Source organism: Gordonia namibiensis NBRC 108229, assembly GCF_000298235.1.
Lineage (GTDB): Bacteria > Actinomycetota > Actinomycetes > Mycobacteriales > Mycobacteriaceae > Gordonia > Gordonia namibiensis.
Genome location: NZ_BAHE01000027.1, coordinates 1 through 20,383, shown reverse-complemented (window position 1 = coordinate 20,383; position 20,383 = coordinate 1). Strand labels below are relative to the sequence as shown.

The following is a 20,383-nucleotide window of genomic DNA, read 5'->3' as shown; positions in this document are numbered from 1 at the left end:
CGGGTGCTCGACGGCTGTGATATCCGCGACCGGGAGCGGCCCGGGTAACCAGGCGTCGGCGGTAGTTCGGCGCGGGCTGTCTCCTGGGCGCGGCTGAAAACCGCCCCTGGAATGCGCCCTGTACAGCTGCGCCGGCGACATATCGTCGACGGTCGCCCTCTGGAGGGCGCAGATCAGGGGCGGATTTCAGGGGTGGATTTCGGGCTCAAGGATCGGCACCCAGAGGTCAGACAGCTGCAGCACGACCGCGCCACTGAAAACCGCCCGGAAACAACCCTCCACAGACACACCAACGACGTATCGTCGCCCGCCGCCCCCTGGAGGGCGCAGATCAGGGGCGGATTTCAGGGGCGGTTTTCGGGCTCGGTTTCTCCCAGCGCTCGAAAGATCAGGAACGACGCCGACGACCGAACCGGGAGCCGAGCCGGCGGCGGAGACTGCTCGTCGCAGCGGTCCCGCCGGCATCGGGGGCTTTCGCATCGGCCGGTTCGGCGACTGGCGAATCTGCTTCGCCGCCGTGTACGTCACCGGCTTCTACGTCACCGGTTGCAGCGTCAGACGGTTCCGGGTCGGTAGCAGCCACGCCTGGTGTGGCGTCCTCGGAATCCGCGGCGCCGGTTGCTGTGTCCTCGGGTTCGATGACACTGCTTGCCGTGTCCTCGGGTTCGATGACACTGCCTGCCGCGTCCTCGGTCTCGCCGACACTGCTTGCCGCGTCCTCTGTCGCGGCGGCGCCGGTTGCAGGGTCCTCCGACTCGACGACATCGGCTGCCTCGTCCTCAGATTCGACGACATCGGTCACGTCGTCCCCGGTCTCGACAGCGCTGGTCACTTCGTCCTCAGATTCGACGACGCTGCCCGCCTCGTCCGCCGCTGCTTCAACCGACGCTCCGCCCGCGGCCTCGGTGGCCGTTGCTTCCGCATCGGCGGGCGCGTCGTCCTCTGCCTCGGCTTCCCCGACCTCGGCGTCAGCAACCTCGGCGGGCTCAGCTTCGTCGGGCTCAGCTTCGTCGGGCTCCGCCACCTCGGCATCAGCTGCGTCCGGGACCACTTCGGCTTCGCCGACCTCGCCTTCCCCGACCTCGGGTTCCGCGGTGTCGGTCTCCTCGACTGTGGCATCGTTGACCGCGGCATCGTCGACCACCGGGACCACCGGCTCGGCAGCCTCGCCGGCCTCCGCCGACTCATCCTCCGGGCTCGGCTCCTCGGCGGCTTCGGCCGTGGGCTCGTCGTCCGACACCTTCGGCGCGACCGCGGGTGCGGCGGGGACACGAGTGGTCTCGATCTTGTCGGCCTCGGCGTCGAGAGCGTCCAGGGTGTCCACCTCCGACGACGGCTGCTCGTCTTCGACAGCGTCGAGGTCGTCGAAATCCTCGTCGTACCAGTCATCCACGTACCCGGCGACGCCCTGTTCCTCGAGTTCGGCGGCGCGTTCGGGGTGGTACATCTCCAGGCCCTGCTCGCGACCCTTGGGTGCGACCACGAAGTAGACGATCGCGCACACGAACACGAGAGCTGCGGTGAAGAGGTTCGGGCGGATGCCGGCGATGTAGTTGGCGACGGCGGCACGGTCATCGCGCAGCATCTCGATGAAGAACCGGCCGAGGCAGTAGCCGGCGATGTACAACGCGAACAGCCGGCCGTGGCCGATGCGGAACCTGCGGTCGATGACGACGAGGAGGATCACGATCAGGACGTTCCACAGCAGCTCGTAGAGGAACGTCGGCTGGACGACGGCGACCACGACACCGTTCGATCTGCCGTCGATCAGACCCGCGTTGGCGTACCCGGCCTTGTTGACCCGCTCGTAGATCTCCAGGCCCCACGGCAGGGTGGTCTCCCGGCCGTACAGCTCCTGGTTGAAGTAGTTGCCGAGCCGACCGATGGCCTGGGCCAACAAGATCGGCGGAGCGATCGCATCACCGAAGGCCGGAAGCCGGATGCCGCGGCGTCGGGCGCCGATCCAGGCACCGACCGCGCCGAGCGCGACCGCACCCCAGATTCCGAGACCGCCGTCCCAGATCCGCAGCGCGTCGAGCGGCTCCTTGGGGGCGTCGGCGCCGAAGTAGGTCTTCCAGTCGGTGATCAGGTGGTACAGACGCCCGCCGAGAAGACCGAACGGGACGGCCCAGATCGCGACGTCGAGGACCTCGCCTTCCTGTCCCCCGCGTGCCACCCACCGGCGGTTGCCCCACCAGATGGCGACGATGATCCCCGCGATGATGCACAGCGCGTACGCGCGCAGCGGGAACGGTCCGATTTCCCACACACCCTGAGGTGGGCTGGGGATGTAGGCGAGCATCGTCGTGGTCGGCGCGTTCACGGTGCAACCCTAACCGACACGGCACCCACTCCCGTGAGGTCTGGTTGTCGGGGCGCGCCCGGCCTCGATACGGACCTCGGGCAGCCCTCGGCACTACTCGACCAGCGGCCGGGTGGCCCCCGCAACTGGTGGAGCGATCTCAGACAGCAGCGTGGCGCGAACGCACACCCTCCGCGAGTTCGCCGACGAGCGCGGCCAAGCGGTCCTGACCGGCCTTGGCGGCGGTCACCAGAGCCGACCCGACGATGACGCCGTCGGAATAGGACGCGATCTGGGCGGCCTGCTCACGGTTGCGGACACCGAGTCCGACGCCGATCGGGATGTCGGAGTACTCACGGACGCGGGCACACAGTTCGGGAGCCATGTCCGACACCGCGTCACGCGCACCGGTGACACCCATCGTTGATGCGGCATAGACGAATCCACGGGACGCGTCGACGGTCAGCGCAATGCGCTCGGTGGTCGACGACGGTGCGACGAGGTAGATGCGGTCGAGCTCGTACTCATCGGAGGCCGCGTGCCACTGGGCCCCCTCCTCGGGGATCAGGTTCGGGGTGATGAGGCCGGCACCGCCCGCGTTGGCGAGGTCCCGCGCGAAGTTCTCGACGCCGTACTGCAGCACCGGGTTCCAGTAGCTCATGACGACCGCGGTGCCGCCGGCCGAGCTGATCGCCTCGACCGCCGTGAACACGTCGCGCACCCGCACGCCGTTGGTGAGGGCGAGGTCGGCGGCCTCCTGGATCGTCGGGCCGTCCATCACCGGATCGGAGTAGGGCACGCCCACCTCGATGATGTCGCATCCGGCGTCGACCATCGTCCGAAACGAGGTCAGCGAGTCGTCGAGCGTCGGATAACCCACGGGGAGATATCCGATGAGGGCGCTGCGGTTCTCCTCGCGGCACTTTGCGAAGACCGGTCCGGTCTTCGACGAGATCGTGTCTGCGCTCATGCCTGCTCTCCCGGCTGTCCGTCGGTGGCCTTTGCCTCGTCCTGCGACGGCGGCGGGTCGAAGAGACCGAACCAGCGCGCAGCGGTGTCGACGTCCTTGTCGCCGCGTCCGGAGAGGCTGACGACGATGATCGCACCCTCGCCGAGTTCCTTGCCGAGCTTGAGTGCACCGGCGACCGCGTGCGCGGACTCGATGGCGGGGATGATTCCCTCGCGACGGCTCAACAGCGCGAGCGCGTCCATCGCCTCGGTGTCGGTGATCGGTCGGTACTCGGCCCGGCCGGTGTCCTTGAGGTAGGCGTGCTCGGGTCCGACGCCCGGGTAGTCGAGACCCGCGGAGATCGAATGGGATTCGGTGGTCTGCCCGTCCTCGTCCTGCAGCAGATACGAATAGGCACCCTGGAACGCACCCGGCGTTCCGCCGGTGAAAGTCGCTGCGTGACGGCCGGTTTCGACGCCGTCACCGGCCGCCTCGAAACCGACGAGACGAACGTCTTCGTCATCGATGAACGGGTGGAAGATGCCGATGGCATTGGAACCGCCGCCGACGCAGGCGGTCACCGCGTCGGGCAGGCGTCCGGCCTTGTCGAGGATCTGGGCACGGGCCTCGAGACCGACGACGCGCTGGAGGTCGCGGACCATCACCGGGAACGGGTGCGGGCCGGCGGCGGTGCCGAAGCAGTAATAGGTGTTGTGCGCGTTGGTGACCCAGTCACGCATGGCCTCGTTGATGGCGTCCTTCAGCGTGGCCGAACCGTTGTCGACGGCGATGACCTCGGCGCCCAGCAGACGCATCCGGGCGACGTTGAGCGCCTGGCGATCGGTGTCGACGCGACCCATGTAGATCACGCACTCGAGGCCCAGGAGCGCACATGCGGTGGCGGTGGCCACGCCGTGCTGGCCGGCGCCGGTCTCGGCGATGATGCGGTTCTTGCCCATCCGCTGGGCCAGGAGCGCCTGCCCGAGGACGTTGTTGATCTTGTGGGAGCCGGTGTGGTTCAGGTCTTCGCGCTTGAGGAAGATCCGGGCTCCCCCGGCGTGCTCGGCGAGACGCTTCGCCTCGTACAGCGGCGATGGCCGGCCGGCGTAATCGCGCTGCAGTCGGTCGAGTTCGTTCAGGAAGTCGTCATCGCTGCGGATCTTGTAGAAGGTCGTGGTGACCTCGTCGATGACCGCCATCAGCGCTTCCGGAACGTGGCGTCCGCCGTAGACGCCGAAGTGACCGCCCTCGTCGGGTTCGATCGACGTACGCGTCGTCAGGCCGGTGCTGGCCGGCGGGAGCACGGTCGCGGAAGTGTCGGGATGGGCCGAATCAGGTTGGGCGGTCACTACATCTCACAGTCGATCGGGCCGACGACGACATGGACCGAACCCGGCCCGAAGACGTATGTCAGCGAACTGGTTTCGGGCACGACGGGTGGGTACCCGCGGTGACCAGCTCACGCACGGCGGCGCGGGGGTCACCACTTGTCACGAGTCCCTCACCCACCAGGACGGCGTCGGCGCCCGCGCCGGCATAGGCCAGCAGGTCGGCGGTGCCGCGCACGCCCGACTCCGCGATGCGGATGATCTCGGTCGGCAGGCCGGGGGCGATCCGCGAGAAGGTGTCCCGCTCGACCTGGAGGGTCTTGAGATTGCGGGCGTTCACGCCGACGACCGAGGCGCCGGCCTCGAGGGCACGGTCGGCCTCCTCCTCGGTGTGGACCTCCACGAGGGCGGTCATGCCGAGGCTCTCGGTGCGGTCGAGCAGCGAGGCGAGGACATTCTGTTCGAGGGCCGCGACGATCAGCAGGATGACGTCGGCGCCGTGGGCGCGGGCCTCGTGGATCTGGTACGGACCGACGATGAAGTCCTTGCGCAGGACCGGGATGTCGACCGCTGCGCGAACGGCGTCGAGGTCGGCGAGCGAGCCGTGGAAGCGACGCTCCTCGGTCAGCACGCTGATGATGCGGGCGCCGCCGTCTTCGTAGGCCTTGGCCAGGTCGGCGGGGTCGCCGATCGTGGCCAGCTCACCCTTCGACGGGCTGGCGCGCTTCACCTCGGCGATCACACCGATGCCGGGCTGACGGAGTGCGGCCATGGCGTCCCGGGGAGCGGGAGCCTTCGCCGAGGCGGCCTTGACGGCAGCGAAATCGGTCACCGCTTCACGTGCGGCGACGTCGGCTTTGACTCCCTCGATGATCGACTCGAGAACGTTGGGCATGCTCACAGCGACTCCGCTCCCTTCCGCTCGTCGTGTGGTCTCAGGGTAGACCGACAGTCGCGGCGACCTGTCGCCGGGTTGGCCGATTCTCCCCGAAACGGGAGCGGTCCTGGACTGTTGCGCATATCTCAGCCTGTCGTGCGCGTCTCAGCGAGACGTCGGACCGGGTCACTGCTCGCCCGGAGGGTCAGCGGTCGTCCGGATCGGACGGATCGGTGGGGTCGATGCCCGTGTCGAGCGCGTCCCACATCATGCGCTCGTTGGCGTCCGGGTCGTCGGCGGACCGCCCGTCCTTTCCGCCGGTCGCGGCGCCGCCGGCAACCGGGGTGTCCCCGGCTTTCGTGGCGTCGGCCGCGGCTGCCTTCTTCCGCCGCTCGTAGTCGGCGAAGATCTCGGTCTCGAGTTCCTCGCGCCGGGCTGCGGGGGTCTTGTACTTGGATGACATGGTCGCACCTTTGGCGACCCGGAGCAGCACAACCGCGGCGGCGACGGCGCACACGGTGCCGAGGAGGACCAGCGCGGCGGGCAGCCACTGCGTGTCGGTGTAGAGCACGACGTACCGGTCCGGGATGTCTCCGGCGTCGGCGGCGTACTCGGAATCGGTGCCGCCGGCGATCAGGGAGATCGCCGGGAAAGCGGCGAGTACACCCCCGGCGGCCACGAGCAACGCGACGAGGCGCAGACCCCAGCCCCGCACCGACAGCACCGCGGCGATGCCGGCGAGGTAGACCAGGGCGAGCGGCGTGAGCCACGGACTCCAGTCCGCGCCCTTGACGTCGAAGGCGCGCTGCGGTGACAGGCCGTCTTCGGCCGAGACGATCGCCCAGGTCAACCGGCTCGCACCCCAGAACGCGGCCGCGGTGGCCAGCATCAGGATCGCCGCGATCATCTGCGGCCGTCGTGAGGACTTCGGCGTGGTCTGGGATGCCTCGTGCTCCGCGGATGTCACGCGCTGTCTCCTGACGGGGTCTCCCCGACCCTGTTCATCGTCGACGCGGCGGCGACGGCGTTGAGCACCGCGGTCGCCTTGTTGCGCGCCTCGTTGTACTCGTATTCGGGTTCGCTGTCGGCGACCACTCCGCCACCGGCCTGCACGTAGGCCTGGCCACGCGCGAGGAGCGCGGTGCGGATGGCGATCGCGGTGTCGGCGTTGCCGGCGAAGTCGAGGTAGCCGACGATGCCGCCGTAGAGGCCGCGCCGAGTCTTCTCGTGTTCGTCGATGAGCTCCATCGCGCGCACCTTGGGCGCGCCGGTGAGCGTGCCGGCCGGGAAACAGGCGGTCACCGCGTCGAGCGCATGCTTGTCCTCACGCAGGGTGCCCGACACCGTCGACACCAGGTGCATGACGTGGCTGTACCGCTCGATGTGGCGGTAGTCGCTGACCTTCACCGTGCCGGGGACGCACACCCGCCCGAGATCGTTGCGGCCGAGATCGACGAGCATGAGGTGCTCGGCGTTCTCCTTCTCGTCCTCGAGCAGGCCCTTGCCGAGCAGCTGGTCCTCTTCCTCGGTCGCGCCGCGCCAACGCGTGCCGGCGATGGGGTGCGTGGTGGCGATGCGGTCGGAGACCGTGACCAGGGCCTCCGGGCTGCTGCCGACGATCGTGAACGGCTTGCGGGCGATCGCGTCGGGGGCCGCGGTGTCGCTGTTGGCCTCGGTTCCCGGCATCCGCAGCAGATACATGTACGGGCTGGGATTGGAGGCGCGGAGCACGCGGTAGACGTCGAGCGGATCGGCGTCGGAGTCCATCTCGAACCGCATCGACGGCACGACCTGGAAGGCCTCACCCGCCTCGATCTCGCCGACGAGACTCGTGACGATCTCGCTGTACTCCTCGAGCGTGCGCTGCGCGGTGAAGTCCGGCTTGGGCCGGTCGAAGGTCGAGACGGTCGACGACGCGGGTGCGGCCAGCGCCTCGGTCATCCGGTCCAGTCGGGCCACGGCGTCGGCGTAGGCCTCCTCGACGCGCTCGTCGGAACCGTCCCAGTTGACCGCATTGGCGATCAGCGTGATCGTGCCCTCGTGGTGGTCGACGGCAGCGAGATCGGTGGCCAGCACCATCATCAGGTCCGGCAGGCCGAGGTCGTCGACGGTGGTCTCGGGAAGTCGTTCGAGGCGGCGGACCATGTCGTAGGCCATGAAGCCGACGAATCCGCCGGTCAGCGGCGGCATGCCCGGTAGCGGATCGGTCTTGAGCACGCGCAGCGACTCGGCCAGCACCTCGAGGGCGTCGCCACCCTCGGGAGCGCCCACCGGCACCGAACCCCACCAGTGCGCCTGGCCGTCGACGACGGTCAGCGCCGAGGGCGCCCCGGCCCCGATGAAGGACCAGCGCGACCAGGACCGGCCGTTCTCCGCCGACTCCAGCAGGAAGGTCCCGGGGCGATCACCGGCGAGCTTGCGGTACGCCGACAGCGGCGTCTCCGAGTCGGCGAGCACCTTGCGGGTCACCGGCACCACGCGATGGTCACGGGCGAGGTCGAGGAATTCCGCGAGGGACGTCGTGTGCGCCCCGGCCGTCGCGTTCACGCCGCTCATCCGAGAGGCTCGCCGCCGACGCCCCACTGGGTGCGCGGCACCTCGGTGATCGTCACCCAGACCGAATCCGGGTTCTTTCCGGTCGCCTTGGCGTACGCCTCGGTCACCGCCGCGATGGTCTCGCGCTTGACGCGGTCGGAGAGTCCGGGGGTCTGCGAGATCTGGATGAGGGGCATGCAGCGTCACCGCCTTTCGGGTGTGATCACGATGGAAATCTACTGTGCGGAGTCGACCGGACGGGCTTCTACGCCGCTTGGCGCCGGAGGCGCGTCGACACCGAAGGCCAGCGACTCGGTGTCGAAGCACGAGTGGTTCCCGGTGTGGCAGGCCGCGCCGACCTGGTCGACGACGAGCAACACGGTGTCGCCGTCGCAGTCGAGGCGTGCGTCGTGCACGTACTGGGTGTGGCCGCTCGTCTCGCCCTTGACCCAGTACTCCTGCCGCGAGCGCGAGTAGTAGGTCGCCTTGCGCGTGGCGAGGGTCCGCTCGAGAGCGGCGTCGTCCATCCACGCGACCATCAGGACGTCGCCGGTGGAGCGTTCCTGCGCGACCGCGCTGAACAGCCCGTCGGCGTTGCGCTTGAGACGTGCGGCGAGCTCCGGATCGAGTGCCATCAGCGTTCTCCTGCCTGTGTCATCGGACGGTGATCCCGGCCTCGGCCATGGCCGCCTTCACCTCGTGGATGGTGAGTTCGCCGAAGTGGAAGACCGAGGCGGCGAGCACCGCGTCGGCACCGGCCTGGACCGCGGGTGCGAAGTCCTCGACCTTGCCCGCACCGCCGCTGGCGATGACCGGGACCTGTACGGCCGCGCGTACCGCTTTGAGCATGCGCAGGTCGAAGCCCTGCTTGGTGCCGTCGGCGTCCATCGAGTTCAGCAGGATCTCGCCCACTCCGAGATCCTGGCCGCGTCGGGCCCATTCGACGGCGTCGATGCCGGTGCCCTTGCGACCGCCGTGGGTCGTGACCTCCCAGCCGGACGGCGTCGGCTCCGAGCCCTCCGGCACGGTCCGCGCGTCGACCGACAGGACGATGCACTGCGAGCCGAATCGTCGGCTCATCTCGCCGAGGACCTCGGGGCGGGCGATCGCGGCGGTGTTGACGCTGACCTTGTCCGCGCCCGCGCGCAGCATCATGTCGACATCCTCGACGGTGCGGATGCCGCCGCCGACGGTCAGCGGGATGAACACCTGGTCGGCGGTCCGCTTGACGACGTCGATCATCGTGGAGCGTCCCGAGCTCGACGCGGTGACATCGAGGAAGGTCAGTTCGTCGGCGCCCTCGCGGTCATAGCGCTCGGCCAGCTCGACGGGATCCCCGGCGTCGCGGAGGTTCTCGAAGTTGACGCCCTTCACGACGCGGCCGTCGTCGACGTCGAGGCACGGGATGACCCGGGTCGCCAGCGTCATCGTCGTGTCTCCTTCGCGTGCTCGTTCTTCATGGGATGCTCTCGCGCCTGTCTCATCGGTTGCCGGGGTGCTCATTTCGCCCACTCCCCGACCGTTTCCTCGATCACTGCCATCAGACCCGCGTGCACGGTCGGAGTACCCGCGACCAGGGACGGAGAGGCGACCGTCCAGCGCTCGCCCGCGATGTCGGTGGCGACCCCGCCGGCCGCCCGGACCAGCGCGGCACCCGCCGCGTTGTCCCACGGATGCCGGCCGAACGCGACGGCCCCGCCGAAGACGCCCGAGGCGGTGAACGCCATGTCGACGCCCGTGCTCCCCGTCATCCGGATGCGGGCGACGCGGGAACTCAACGCGCGCAACAGGTCTGCGCGACGATCCCCCGCATAGCGACCGCGCCCGGCCGCGTTGAACGGACCGAAGGCGATCGCGGCCTCCTCCAGCGGCAGGTCCGGCAGCGGATCGGCGACCTCGCCGTTGATCATCAGCGGACCGTCGGCGTGGGCGGCGTACTTCCGGTCCAGCAGCGGCAGCCACGTCAGGCCGAGTGTCGCCTCGCCGTCGACGACGAGGCCGAGCAGGATGCCGGTCAGCGGCATGCCCGCCGAGTAGTTGAAGGTGCCGTCGACCGGGTCGAGCACCCACACCGGGCCGTCGACCGGATCTGCGCCGCCGAATTCCTCACCGTGGACCGGGATCTCCGTCCGGTCCTCGAGCTCGGCCGAGATCCGCCGCTCGAGGTCGAGGTCCACCTGGGTGGCGAAGTCCGTACCGCCCTTGTGCACCGCGCTCGGCGCGCCCAGACCCTCGACGAAGGTCTCGACGGCGGCGTCGAGCACCGATCCCGCGGTGTCGAGCAACCGCGGGAGGTCGAGCGAGCTCTCGGTTGCGCTCATCAGACCCCGGCGACGGCCGTGAGTGCCTCGGGCAGGGTGAAGCGGCCGGCGTAGAGGGCCTTGCCGACGATCGCGCCCTCGACACCCTGGTCGACGAGACCGGCGATGGCGACGAGGTCGTCGATGGCCGAGACACCCCCGGAGGCGACGATCGGGGCGTCGGTGGCCGCGGCGACCTCGGCGAGCAGTTCGAGGTTCGGACCCTTGAGGGTGCCGTCCTTGGACACGTCGGTCACGACGTAGCGCGAGCAGCCGTCGCGGTTGAGTCGCTCGAGGACCTCCCACAGGTCTCCGCCGTCGGTGACCCAGCCGCGGCCGCGCAGCCGGTAGGAGTCGCCGTCGCGGATGACGTCGAGGCCGACGGCGATCCGGTCACCGTGCTCGGCGATCGCGCGGGCGCACCATTCCGGGTTCTCGAGGGCGGCGGTGCCCAGGTTGACGCGGGTGCAACCGGTCGCGAGTGCGGCGGCGAGCGAGTCGTCGTCGCGGATACCGCCCGACAGCTCGACCTTCACGTCGAGTTCGCCGACGACACCGGCGAGGAGCTCACGGTTGTCGCCGCGACCGAAGGCCGCGTCGAGGTCGACGAGATGGATCCACTCCGCACCGTCGTTCTGCCACGCCAGCGCCGCATCGCGCGGCGAGCCGTAGGAGGTCTCGGTGCCGGCCGCGCCCTGGACGAGGCGGACCGCCTGCCCGTCGGCGACGTCGACGGCGGGAAGGAGTTCGAGGGTGCTACCCATGGGTGGAGTGTTCCTGTCTGTTCTCGGGTCGGGCTGTTGTGTGTCGGGCGGGGTCAGGCGGGCGGGTGTCCGTCACGGGCGGCGATCAGGTCCGCCCGCGCGCGGTTGACCATGCGGTTTGCCACGGTACCGATGGCCGCGATCATCGCGACCACTGCGGCCAGCGCGGCGATCAGGCCGGCGACCGGTGACCAGTTCGCCAGCAGGAGGATCAGCGGTATGCACACCGCCAGGACCAGCACACCGGCGCCGAGAGCGTAGAACGCGAGCTTGGCGATCGAGAAACCGCCGCCCGCAGACGGGGTGTCGGAGATGTTCCCGTCTGCGTCGCCGACCGGTGTGCCGTCGGTCATGAGAGGCCCTTCACCCAGTTCTCCAGGAGTTGGGCACCGGCGTCGCCGGATTTCTCCGGGTGGAACTGAGTGGCCGAGAGCGGTCCGTTCTCGACCGCGGCCAGGAAGCGTCCGCCGTGCTCGGCCCAGGTCAGCTTCGGCGCCGTGAGCGGCGAACCGACGTTGTCCATCTCCCAGTCCTGGGCGGCGTAGGAGTGCACGAAGTAGAAGCGGGTGTCGGCGTCGAGGCCGTCGAACAGCACCGATCCCTCCGGGGCGTCCACGGTGTTCCAGCCCATGTGCGGCAGGACCGGCGCGGGCAGTTGGGTGACGCTGCCGGGCCACTCACCGCAACCGTCGGCCTCGACCCCGAACTCGACGCCGCGTTCGAAGAGGATCTGCATGCCGACGCAGATGCCCAGGACCGGACGTCCGCCGGCGAGACGGCGACCGATGATCCGGTCGCCCTTCACCGCACGTAGGCCTTCCATGCACGCGGCGAACGCACCCACACCGGGGACGACCAGGCCGGTCGCCTCCAGCGCGGTGTGGAAGTCGGAGGTCACCGTCACCTGTGCGCCGGTGCGTTCGAGCGCCCGCTGCGCCGAGCGCAGGTTGCCCGAACCGTAGTCGAGGATCGTAACGTCGGTTGCGCTCACAGGGCTCCCTTCGTCGACGGGACGCCGCTGACGCGGGCGTCGTATTCGGTGGCCGTGCGCAGTGCGCGCGCCACGGCCTTGAACTCGGCTTCGGTGATGTGGTGCTGGTCGCGGCCGTAGAGCACCCGCACGTGCAGGGCGATGCGGGCGTTGAGCGCGATCGACTCGAACACGTGCCGGTTGATGATCGTCGAGTACGGCACCCCCGGGTACCCGCCGATCACCGCGGTGAGCAGGTGTTCCGGTTCGCCGGTGTGCACGCAGTACGGGCGACCGGAGACGTCGACAATGGCCTGCGCGAGGGTCTCGTCCATGGGGATCCACGCGTCGCCGAAGCGGCGGATGCCCCGCTTGTCGCCGAGGGCCTGACCGAGCGCCTGGCCGAGGACGATGGCAGTGTCCTCGATGGTGTGGTGCCCCTCGACCTCGATGTCGCCCTCGGCCTTGACGGTGAGGTCGAAGCTGCCGTGCTGACCGAACGCCGTCAGCATGTGGTCGTAGAACGCGATGCCCGTGGAGATGTCGGTGATCCCGGTCCCGTCGAGGTTCAGTTCGACCGAGATCGAGGATTCCTTGGTGGTCCGTTCGACCTTCGCGATGCGAGGCGCGGGGATGCTCACTGAGAGTTCTCCAGATCTGTTGTGGCGAGCGTGCGGCTGACGTCGAGGAATGCGTCGTTCTCGTGTGGGAGTCCGATGGTCACCCGCAGGTGGCCGGTGATCCCGACGTCCCGGATGAGGACACCGGCATCGAGGTAACGCTGCCACGACGCCGGAGCATCCCGGAAGCCGCCGAACAGGACGAAGTTCGAGTCCGAGTCGACAACGCGGTAGCCGAAGCCGGTGAGCGCCGTCACCACGCGTTCGCGCTCGGCGATGATCGCGGCGACCCCGGCGAGGGTGTCGTCGCTGTGCCGCAGTGCGGCGCGTGCGGCGGCCTGCGTGAGCACCGACAGGTGGTACGGCAGACGGACGAGCTGGATGGAGTCGACGACGGCGGGGGCGGCGGCCAGGTAGCCGAGGCGGCCGCCGGCGAAGGCGAAGGCCTTGGACATGGTGCGGCTGACGACGACCTTGGTCGGGAACTCGTCGATCAGCTCGGTCGCGCTCGGCGCTGCGGAGAACTCGGCGTAGGCCTCGTCGACGATCACGATGCCGGGCGCGGCCTCGACGATGCGTCGGAGATCGGCGAGCGGGAGCGAGCCACCGGTCGGGTTGTTGGGCGAGGTCACGAAGACCACATCGGGTTCGCGGTTGGTCACCTCGGCGACGGCGTAGTCGACGTCGAGCCCGAAGTCGGGCGACCGGGCCGCGACCAGCCAGGTGGTGTCGGTGCCGTCGGAGATGATCGGGTGCATCGAGTACGACGGCACGAAACCGAGCGCAGACCGCCCGGGACCACCGAACGCCTGCAACAGCTGCTGCAGGATCTCGTTGGAACCGTTTGCCGCCCAAAGGTTCTCGACGCCGAGCTGCACGCCGGTGGCCCGGGTCAGGTAGTCGGCGAGGTCGGTGCGCAACGCGACCGCGTCCCGGTCCGGGTAGCGGTGCAGTTCCGCGGCGGCCTGGCGCGCCGACTCGGCGACGTCGTCGATCAGCGCCTGCGACGGCGGGTGCGGGTTCTCGTTGGTGTTGAGGATGACCGGCACCTTGAGTTGCGGTGCGCCATAGGCGGATTTGCCGCGCAGGTTCTCCCGCAGCGGCAGGTCGTCGACGCTGATCTGCGATCCGGGGACCGGACTCCCCGTCCCACCCCTCACCGTCGCGTCCGATGCGGTCACGGGCGCACGCTTCCGGCGAAACGCTGCTTCACCGCGTCGCCGTGACCGGGCAGGTCCTCGGCGTCGGCGAGGGTGACGACCTTGTCGGCGACCTCACGCAACGCGGCCTCGTCGTAGTCGATGACGTGGACGCCCTTGAGGAAGGTCTGCACCGACAGGCCCGACGCGAAGCGCGCCGAACCAGAGGTCGGCAGAACGTGATTCGAGCCCGCGCAGTAGTCGCCGAGACTGACCGGCGCGTACGGGCCGACGAAGATCGCACCGGCGTTGTGCACGCGGTCGGCCACGGCGGCGGCGTCGCGCGTCTGGATCTCCAGGTGTTCGGCTGCATAGGCGTCGACGACGGCGAGACCGGCTTCGACGTCGTCGACGAGGACGATGCCCGACTGCTCCCCCGACAGCGCCGTGGTGACCCGCTCGCGGTGCTTGGTCGCGGCGACCTGTTGCTCGAGAGCGGCGTCGACGGCGTCGGCGAGTTCGACGCTGTCGGTGACCAGCACCGAGGCGGCCAGGACGTCGTGTTCGGCCTGGCTGATGAGGTCGGAGGCGATGATGCCCGCGTCGGCCGAGTCGTCGGCGAGGATCGCGATCTCGGTGGGTCCGGCCTCCGAGTCGATGCCGACCACGCTGCGGCACAACCGCTTGGCGGCGGTGACGTAGATGTTGCCCGGACCGGTGATCAGGTCGACGGGATCGAGGACGGCGCCCGGCTCGTCGGCCGCATCCGTATCGGTGCCGCCGTAGGCGAGGAGCGCGACGCCCTGGGCGCCGCCGACTGCCCACACCTCGTCGACGCCGAGGAGCGCGCAGGCGGCGAGGATGGTCGGGTGCGGCCAGCCGCCGAAGTCCTTCTGAGGAGGCGACGCGACGACCAGTGAGCCGACGCCGGCCTCCTGGGCCGGGACGACGTTCATGATCACCGACGAGGGGTAGACCGCGTTGCCGCCGGGGACGTAGAGGCCCACGCGGCGGACCGGAATCCACTTCTCGCTGACGACGCCGCCGTCGACGACCTGCGTGCGGGTGGTCGCACGGCGCTGGTCGGCGTGGACCCGGCGGGCACGGGCGATGGACTCACGCAGCGCGTCGGCGACCTGCTCGTCCAGACCGGCCAGCGCGTCGGCGATGACCTGTGCCGGAACCCGCACCGACGTCGGCTTCACCCCGTCGAACTTCTCCCCGAACTCCAGCGCCGCGGGCGTGCCGGTCTCGGCCACCGCATGCACCACCGGCGTCACCGTGTCGAGTACGGCATTGACGTCGGTACCCCCACGGGGCAGCGCACGACGCAATTCGGCGAGCGTCGGCGTGCTACCGCGCAGGTCAGTTCGGGCGAGCATGATCTCTCCTGGTCGGTGCGGGAAATTACCCATCCAGGATACGGGTCGGTGGCCAGCGGGTTTCTGGTGCGGGTGATCACCGGCGTGTGGTGTGTCGGGCGCCACGCCCCCACGACGCAGGTCGGCGACCCGGTCGGTACCCGGGTCGCCGACGTTGTGGCCGGCCTGATGTCAGGGGTTCTTGTCTCCGGCGGAGCGTTGGAACCAGGTGTCGAGGTCGAAGTCGGACTTGATGCTGCCCTGGTCGACGAGGAACGCCTTCGTGCCGGTGAGCAGCTCGACGGCCTGCGCCGGGAACGGTTCCTCGGAGTACCCGTCGGGGTTCGCCGCGGCGCGGACCGCTGCCTCGGGGGCCTTCGAGTTGGCGAGTTCGAACTCCAGGTACTCGTCCCAGTGGGCCTTGGCGTACCTGACGGCGGCGGCGTGCAGTTTCTGCCAGGTGGGGGCGAACTCGGGGTTCTTGGTGAGGAAGTCCTCGCTGCTGACCGTCACACTCGTCCCGGCGAGGTTCGGACGATCCCGGTAGACCGAGTCGACCAGCTGGAAGCCCTTGCTCTGGAACGTCTGCAGCGCGACCGACGGGATGACGCCCGGAAGCGCCGCTGCGTCGATCTCCCCGGAGTTGAGCGGCGCCTCCTGATCTGCCGGATACAGATGGATCAGGTTCGCCGTGATCCCCTCCTCCGCCAGAGCGCCCTGCAGATACCGATCGATGTAGGAACCCTTGGGGACCCCGATGTTCTTGCCCTTCAGATCCGCGAGGCTTTTGATCGACGGGTCCTTCACGACGACACCGGCGTCGTTGTCGAACTGCTGTACCGCGACGAGACGTGTCTGCAGACCGGAGCCGCGGGCCACCAGCGCCGGTGTGTCGCCGTAGTTGGCCACGTCCAGCCGGCCGCCGATGAGCGCCTGGTTGAGGTCGGGTCCGTTGGGGAAGCTGAAGACCTCCACCTTGCTGACGCCGAGCGGCGCGAACGCCTCGACGAGTTCGCCGCGACTGTGCGCGAAGCCCACCGGACCCGCGATGATGTTGCTCGATCCGATGACCCCGATGCGGAGGGTGTCGATGACGTCGCGCTGGGCCGAGGACGTGTCGTCGGACCCGCACGCCGCAACGGCCATCACTGCGGAGACGGCCGCGAGGACGGCGACCGTGCGCTTGGCTCTGCGGATCGGTGTACGGAGGTCGATCTTCATGGGCGCTTTCTCTGTTCCTCGGCGATCGGCGGGTGCGGGCATCCGAGATCGCTGGTTCGGTGAACCGGGTTGTGGTTCAGAGGAATTCGGATGAGGTGGTCAGCTGATGGAGGGAGTGCGTTCGTCGATGATTCGCTCGACGAGTCGTGGCGGGGGATCCCCGTGCGGGATGGGCGGTCCGACGGCTGTTCGGCTTCCCGGTTGACGCCCCTTCCCCCAGCCCAGCTTCTCGCGGTAGCTGCCGATGAGCTCGTCGCGAACCGCGTCCCCGGAACCGGCCGGCGACGATTGCGGGCTGACGTAGAGCGCGTCCGTCGGGCAGTACGCCTCGCACATGAAACACGTCTGGCAGTCGGACTGCCGGGAGATCACCGGCACACCGTCCGCGCCGATGTCGAAGACGTTCGTCGGGCAGACGTTCACGCATTTGTCGCAGGCGATGCAGGCGGATGCGATGACGAGTTCGATCATGCCGGGATCCTCGCGAGCGCCTCGGTCTCGGCGTGGCCTGCCGAGCGTGCGGCGGACACCCACACGTCGTCTAGCCCACCCGTGCGCACATGCGACTGCTGGGCGGGATCGAGGCCGGGGAGGTCGTCGCGCTTGCTCATCCCCCGGGATTCGGTACGCGCCAACGCCGACCGATAGATCCACCGCCCGACGGCGGTGATCGCGGCTGCCTCTCTGGCCCGGATACGACCCGCGGGGGTCGCGGCACCGTAGGAGCCGTCGGACACCCGGCCCCAGAGGGAGTCCAGTTCTCGCAGGGCCGACGCCATCCGGTCGCCGGTGCGAATGTAGTTCTTGTCGAACGGGATCAGCTCGGACTGTGCCGCCGCGACGACCTCGTCGGAGCTCAGCGAGCCGCGGCTGATGGACAGTCCGACGGTGCCCGCGCCGCGGAGACGATCGACCGGCGCCGCGCCGCCCCCACTGCGGGACGCCCGTGCGGCAGCCGCTCCGGCGAAACTGCCCGAGGACATCGCCCACGCCGAATTGTGGCTCCCGCCACCGGTGAAGCCGCCACAGATGCGTTCTCGGGTTGCGGCGTCGCCGGCCGCGTACAGTCCCGGCACGCCGGTCCAGCAGTCGTCGTCGACGATGTCGATGCCGCCGGTTCCCCGAACGGTCCCCTCGGCGAGCAGGTCGACCTCGAAACGCTGGGTGAACGGATCGATTCCACGACGATCGAACTGGAGGAAGAAGTTGGGCTGACCCTGTCGCATCTTCGCGGCGACCTGCTCGTCGGCACGGTCGAGTTGCGCGAAGACGGGTTCGTTCAGCAGGGTCCGGGCGATCATGGACCGCCCCTTCATCGACCCGGCGCCCTCGACGATGCGCCCGTCGGCGTGGAAGAAGGTCGCGTATCCGTAGTACGCGGTCTTCGTCACGGTCGAACCCTTGGGAACGATGGCATAGGCGTTCGCGAACTCCATGCCGGAGAACGACGCTCCGACCTCGGCGGCCATCAGGGCGCCATCCCCGGTGTCGACGTTCGTGCCCAGCGCCTTCGACAGGAAGGCGCACCCGCCGGTGGCGAGGACGACCGCACCCGCGGCGATACGGAAGTCGCGATCGGCCTGACGCTGGTACCCGGCCGCTCCCCGCACCGCGCCGGACGCGTCGGTGAGGAGTTCGAGCACCGGCGAATGGTCCAGGATCTGTACGCCCCGGCGCTGGACCCAGGCACGCATCCGACGCATGTACTCGGGGCCCTGCACACCGGTGCGGATGGGCTCGCCGGTCCGGTCGTCGATCGGGAACGGGTAGCGCCCTTCGGTACCGAGTCGGTGCATGTTGGCGTACGTCTGGTCGAGCACGCGGTCCATCCACGAATGCTCCGCCAGGTGCCCGCCCAACGTCTCGCGGCTCGCCTTGGCCTTGGCGCGCGCTTCCGGTTCGGGAACCACGTACCAGACACCGGTCCCGGCCGGTGCCGTCGTGCCCGAGGTACCGCAGTAACCCTTGTCCACGAGGATGACGTCGGCGCCGGCGTCGCGAGCATGGATGGCCGCCCAGGCGGCGGCCGGGCCGCCGCCGATCACGAGCACATCGGTGGACAGCGTCAGTTGTTCAGACATGTGTGTACTCCTGATCGGTGGTGGTCGTGCGGATGGGTTCGCCGTCGCCGACCCCGAGACCGGCGAGCAGACGTGAACGCAGGGCGACGAATTCGGGATCGGTGACCCGACGCGGACGGGGAAGATCGACGACGATCTCCTCGGCGATGCGGCCGCCTCGCAGGATGAGTGCCCGATCAGCGAGCAGCAATGCCTCTTCCACGTCGTGGGTGACGAGAAGCGTTGCCGGACGATGAGTTTCCCAGAGTCGAGCGACGAGTTTCTGCGCGTTGATCCGGGTCAGCGCATCCAGCGCGCCGAACGGTTCGTCGAGCAACAGCAGTTCGGGCTCGCGGACGAGGCCACGGGCCAGTGCCGTCCGTTGCGCCTCGCCACCCGAGAGGGTCGAGGGCCACGCGTCGGACTTCGATGCGAGACCTACCTCGTCGAGAGCACGGAGGGCACGTTCCCGGGTGTTTCCACCGCGAAGTCCGAGAGCGACGTTGCGCCACACGGACAACCACGGCATGAGCCGGTGCTCCTGGAACACGATCGCCTTGGCAGCCGGCGCCTCGATCGTGCCGGTGAATCCGCGGTCGAGCCCGCCGATCCCACGCAGCAGCGTGCTCTTGCCGGAGCCGCTCGCGCCGAGCAGAGCGACGAACTCCCCCGGTTCGATGGTCAGATCGACGTCGGCCAAGACGGTCCGCCCGTCGAACTCACGACCCGCACCAGAGACCACTACCCTGTTGGCGTCACCGATGGTCACGGGTCACCGACCTTCGAATCCGTTGCGCCATGACAGGAATCGGCGCTCGAGCACGCGAACCCCGATGTCGGTCAGCAGACCGAGGATCGCGTAGATGACGAGGACCAGGAAGATCTGGTCGGTCCTCAGATACTCCTTGGCGTCGTTCATCAGGAACCCGAGACCGACAGGTGTCGTCTGCATCTCGGCGACGACGAGCACCAGCCAGCCGATGCCGAGAGCCTGACGGAGGCCGACGAAGATCTGCGGCAGAGCACCCGGGAGGACGACGTAACGGATCAGCTCGAAACGGGTGAGTTCCAACGACTCCGCGGCCTCGATCAACTTCTGGTCGACGCCTCGGATGCCGGCGACGACGTTCAGATAGATCGGGAAGATCGGCGCCACGATGATGAGTGCGATCTTGAACTCGTCGCCGATCCCGAACCAGATGATGAAGACCGGCACCAGTGCGACCGCCGGCATCATGCGCAGCACCTGAACGGGCGCATTGACCAGGTCTTCGGCGACCTTGAACAGCCCGGCCGCGGCGCCGAGGATCGCCCCGATGGCTATACCGATGGCCAGACCGATCGCCACTCGACGTCCGGATGCGGCGAGGTGTGTCCACAGTTCGCCGGTACGGATGAGGTCCCACCCTGCGGTGACGACCTCGGTCGGCGCGGGCGTCGTGGCCCCCAACCAATCTCGCGCACCGAGTTGCCAGATGCCGACCACGAGGATCAGACCGATGGACTGCCGTAGGGCACGAGTCGCCTTTGCACGTGGGACCGAAAGTCGCCGAGCACGCGGCGTCGAACTCGCCGGCGCGGCCTCGGTCGCTGGCGCCGCGGGCACGGCACCGACGACGCCCGGAGGCGTCGAGAGCTGGAGGGTCATGGAGAATCCGCCTGGAAGTGGGCTGGTCAGGACTCGTCGGACGCTACTGACAATCCGGACGGCGAGGGACCTTTTGACTCAGGGTGATTCGGAACACCCGACAGTCATCCGAGAGCACGGTCTGTGGTCATCATGCACCGCAACCCCCGAGTGAGGGACGGTCCGGCCCGGCAGCTGTGTCCCCCACACCTACCATGCGACACCGACAGATTCTGTTCCGTGAACTGTTGCCGACAATCGTTGCACCGCAGTGCAATCGGGCTTAGTGTCGAACATACATTCGCACTATCGGTTCAGGGGGGTGACCGT

General features: G+C 68.9%; 21 protein-coding genes. All 21 read right to left on the bottom strand.

Going from position 1 to position 20,383, the window contains the following annotated elements; genetic code table 11:
- Positions 1-388: 388 nt before the first annotated feature.
- The gene (gene lgt / locus GONAM_RS15175) at positions 389-2,323 is read right to left on the bottom strand and encodes a prolipoprotein diacylglyceryl transferase (protein WP_006867641.1); all 1,935 of its coding nucleotides are present in this window, start codon (positions 2,321-2,323) and stop codon (positions 389-391) included.
- Positions 2,324-2,462: 139 nt separating this feature from the next.
- Positions 2,463-3,272 (bottom strand): tryptophan synthase subunit alpha, encoded by an 810-nt coding sequence (gene trpA / locus GONAM_RS15170; RefSeq protein WP_006867640.1) that lies wholly within the window; start codon positions 3,270-3,272, stop codon positions 2,463-2,465.
- On the bottom strand, positions 3,269-4,600 hold the full coding sequence (gene trpB / locus GONAM_RS15165; RefSeq protein ID WP_006867639.1) for a tryptophan synthase subunit beta: 1,332 nt from the start codon (positions 4,598-4,600) through the stop codon (positions 3,269-3,271). Before trpB ends, trpA begins: the two co-directional genes overlap by 4 nt.
- Before the next feature lie 61 nt (positions 4,601-4,661).
- Positions 4,662-5,480: an indole-3-glycerol phosphate synthase TrpC gene (gene trpC, locus GONAM_RS15160; RefSeq protein ID WP_006867638.1), complete on the bottom strand. Its 819-nt coding sequence runs from the start codon at positions 5,478-5,480 to the stop codon at positions 4,662-4,664.
- Between the two features lie 181 nt (positions 5,481-5,661).
- A complete protein-coding gene (locus GONAM_RS15155; RefSeq protein ID WP_006867637.1) occupies positions 5,662-6,423 on the bottom strand; it encodes a Trp biosynthesis-associated membrane protein in 762 nt (253 codons plus the stop codon).
- The gene (locus GONAM_RS15150) at positions 6,420-8,012 is read right to left on the bottom strand and encodes an anthranilate synthase component I (RefSeq protein WP_006867636.1); all 1,593 of its coding nucleotides are present in this window, start codon (positions 8,010-8,012) and stop codon (positions 6,420-6,422) included. The genes GONAM_RS15155 and GONAM_RS15150 overlap by 4 nt, the downstream gene beginning before the upstream one ends.
- On the bottom strand, positions 8,009-8,188 hold the full coding sequence (locus GONAM_RS15145) for a tautomerase family protein (protein ID WP_005196179.1): 180 nt from the start codon (positions 8,186-8,188) through the stop codon (positions 8,009-8,011). Before GONAM_RS15145 ends, GONAM_RS15150 begins: the two co-directional genes overlap by 4 nt.
- A gap of 39 nt (positions 8,189-8,227) precedes the next feature.
- The gene (gene hisI, locus GONAM_RS15140; RefSeq protein WP_006867635.1) at positions 8,228-8,626 is read right to left on the bottom strand and encodes a phosphoribosyl-AMP cyclohydrolase; all 399 of its coding nucleotides are present in this window, start codon (positions 8,624-8,626) and stop codon (positions 8,228-8,230) included.
- Between the two features lie 19 nt (positions 8,627-8,645).
- The gene (gene hisF / locus GONAM_RS15135) at positions 8,646-9,419 is read right to left on the bottom strand and encodes an imidazole glycerol phosphate synthase subunit HisF (protein WP_006867634.1); all 774 of its coding nucleotides are present in this window, start codon (positions 9,417-9,419) and stop codon (positions 8,646-8,648) included.
- A 71-nt stretch (positions 9,420-9,490) separates the two neighbouring features.
- A complete protein-coding gene (locus GONAM_RS15130) occupies positions 9,491-10,312 on the bottom strand; it encodes an inositol monophosphatase family protein (RefSeq protein ID WP_006867633.1) in 822 nt (273 codons plus the stop codon).
- Positions 10,312-11,055: a bifunctional 1-(5-phosphoribosyl)-5-((5-phosphoribosylamino)methylideneamino)imidazole-4-carboxamide isomerase/phosphoribosylanthranilate isomerase PriA gene (priA, locus tag GONAM_RS15125; protein ID WP_006867632.1), complete on the bottom strand. Its 744-nt coding sequence runs from the start codon at positions 11,053-11,055 to the stop codon at positions 10,312-10,314. Before priA ends, GONAM_RS15130 begins: the two co-directional genes overlap by 1 nt.
- A 53-nt stretch (positions 11,056-11,108) precedes the next feature.
- Positions 11,109-11,408: a hypothetical protein gene (locus tag GONAM_RS15120; RefSeq protein WP_006867631.1), complete on the bottom strand. Its 300-nt coding sequence runs from the start codon at positions 11,406-11,408 to the stop codon at positions 11,109-11,111.
- Entirely contained in the window at positions 11,405-12,046 is a 642-nt protein-coding gene (hisH, locus tag GONAM_RS15115) for an imidazole glycerol phosphate synthase subunit HisH (protein WP_006867630.1), read from the bottom strand. The genes GONAM_RS15120 and hisH overlap by 4 nt, the downstream gene beginning before the upstream one ends.
- Positions 12,043-12,666: an imidazoleglycerol-phosphate dehydratase HisB gene (gene hisB / locus GONAM_RS15110; RefSeq protein ID WP_006867629.1), complete on the bottom strand. Its 624-nt coding sequence runs from the start codon at positions 12,664-12,666 to the stop codon at positions 12,043-12,045. The genes hisH and hisB overlap by 4 nt, the downstream gene beginning before the upstream one ends.
- A complete protein-coding gene (locus GONAM_RS15105; RefSeq protein ID WP_040536655.1) occupies positions 12,663-13,826 on the bottom strand; it encodes a histidinol-phosphate transaminase in 1,164 nt (387 codons plus the stop codon). The genes hisB and GONAM_RS15105 overlap by 4 nt, the downstream gene beginning before the upstream one ends.
- A complete protein-coding gene (gene hisD, locus GONAM_RS15100) occupies positions 13,823-15,166 on the bottom strand; it encodes a histidinol dehydrogenase (protein WP_006867627.1) in 1,344 nt (447 codons plus the stop codon). The genes GONAM_RS15105 and hisD overlap by 4 nt, the downstream gene beginning before the upstream one ends.
- A 171-nt stretch (positions 15,167-15,337) precedes the next feature.
- Positions 15,338-16,366: an ABC transporter substrate-binding protein gene (locus tag GONAM_RS15095; protein WP_006867626.1), complete on the bottom strand. Its 1,029-nt coding sequence runs from the start codon at positions 16,364-16,366 to the stop codon at positions 15,338-15,340.
- A 99-nt stretch (positions 16,367-16,465) separates the two neighbouring features.
- Positions 16,466-16,837, bottom strand: coding sequence for a 4Fe-4S dicluster domain-containing protein (locus tag GONAM_RS15090; RefSeq protein ID WP_006867625.1), 372 nt, complete (start codon positions 16,835-16,837; stop codon positions 16,466-16,468).
- Positions 16,834-18,447, bottom strand: coding sequence for an FAD-dependent oxidoreductase (locus tag GONAM_RS15085; RefSeq protein ID WP_006867624.1), 1,614 nt, complete (start codon positions 18,445-18,447; stop codon positions 16,834-16,836). The genes GONAM_RS15090 and GONAM_RS15085 overlap by 4 nt, the downstream gene beginning before the upstream one ends.
- Positions 18,440-19,195: an ABC transporter ATP-binding protein gene (locus tag GONAM_RS15080; RefSeq protein WP_006867623.1), complete on the bottom strand. Its 756-nt coding sequence runs from the start codon at positions 19,193-19,195 to the stop codon at positions 18,440-18,442. Before GONAM_RS15080 ends, GONAM_RS15085 begins: the two co-directional genes overlap by 8 nt.
- Positions 19,196-19,198: 3 nt before the next feature.
- Positions 19,199-20,074: an ABC transporter permease gene (locus GONAM_RS15075; RefSeq protein ID WP_006867622.1), complete on the bottom strand. Its 876-nt coding sequence runs from the start codon at positions 20,072-20,074 to the stop codon at positions 19,199-19,201.
- Between the last annotated feature and the right edge of the window lie 309 nt (positions 20,075-20,383).

Bases quoted from the DNA above. Each gene is read 5' to 3' on its own strand.
- hisD (WP_006867627.1), bottom strand. From the start codon at position 15,166: ATGCTCGCCCGAACTGACCTGCGCGGTAGCACGCCGACGCTCGCCGAA.
- GONAM_RS15095 (WP_006867626.1), bottom strand. From the start codon at position 16,366: ATGAAGATCGACCTCCGTACACCGATCCGCAGAGCCAAGCGCACGGTC.
- GONAM_RS15075 (WP_006867622.1), bottom strand. From the start codon at position 20,074: ATGACCCTCCAGCTCTCGACGCCTCCGGGCGTCGTCGGTGCCGTGCCC.
- trpA (WP_006867640.1), bottom strand. From the start codon at position 3,272: ATGAGCGCAGACACGATCTCGTCGAAGACCGGACCGGTCTTCGCAAAG.
- priA (WP_006867632.1), bottom strand. From the start codon at position 11,055: ATGGGTAGCACCCTCGAACTCCTTCCCGCCGTCGACGTCGCCGACGGG.
- GONAM_RS15120 (WP_006867631.1), bottom strand. From the start codon at position 11,408: ATGACCGACGGCACACCGGTCGGCGACGCAGACGGGAACATCTCCGAC.
- hisF (WP_006867634.1), bottom strand. From the start codon at position 9,419: ATGACGCTGGCGACCCGGGTCATCCCGTGCCTCGACGTCGACGACGGC.
- GONAM_RS15090 (WP_006867625.1), bottom strand. From the start codon at position 16,837: ATGATCGAACTCGTCATCGCATCCGCCTGCATCGCCTGCGACAAATGC.
- GONAM_RS15085 (WP_006867624.1), bottom strand. From the start codon at position 18,447: ATGTCTGAACAACTGACGCTGTCCACCGATGTGCTCGTGATCGGCGGC.
- GONAM_RS15130 (WP_006867633.1), bottom strand. From the start codon at position 10,312: ATGAGCGCAACCGAGAGCTCGCTCGACCTCCCGCGGTTGCTCGACACC.
- hisI (WP_006867635.1), bottom strand. From the start codon at position 8,626: ATGGCACTCGATCCGGAGCTCGCCGCACGTCTCAAGCGCAACGCCGAC.
- GONAM_RS15150 (WP_006867636.1), bottom strand. From the start codon at position 8,012: ATGAGCGGCGTGAACGCGACGGCCGGGGCGCACACGACGTCCCTCGCG.
- GONAM_RS15145 (WP_005196179.1), bottom strand. From the start codon at position 8,188: ATGCCCCTCATCCAGATCTCGCAGACCCCCGGACTCTCCGACCGCGTC.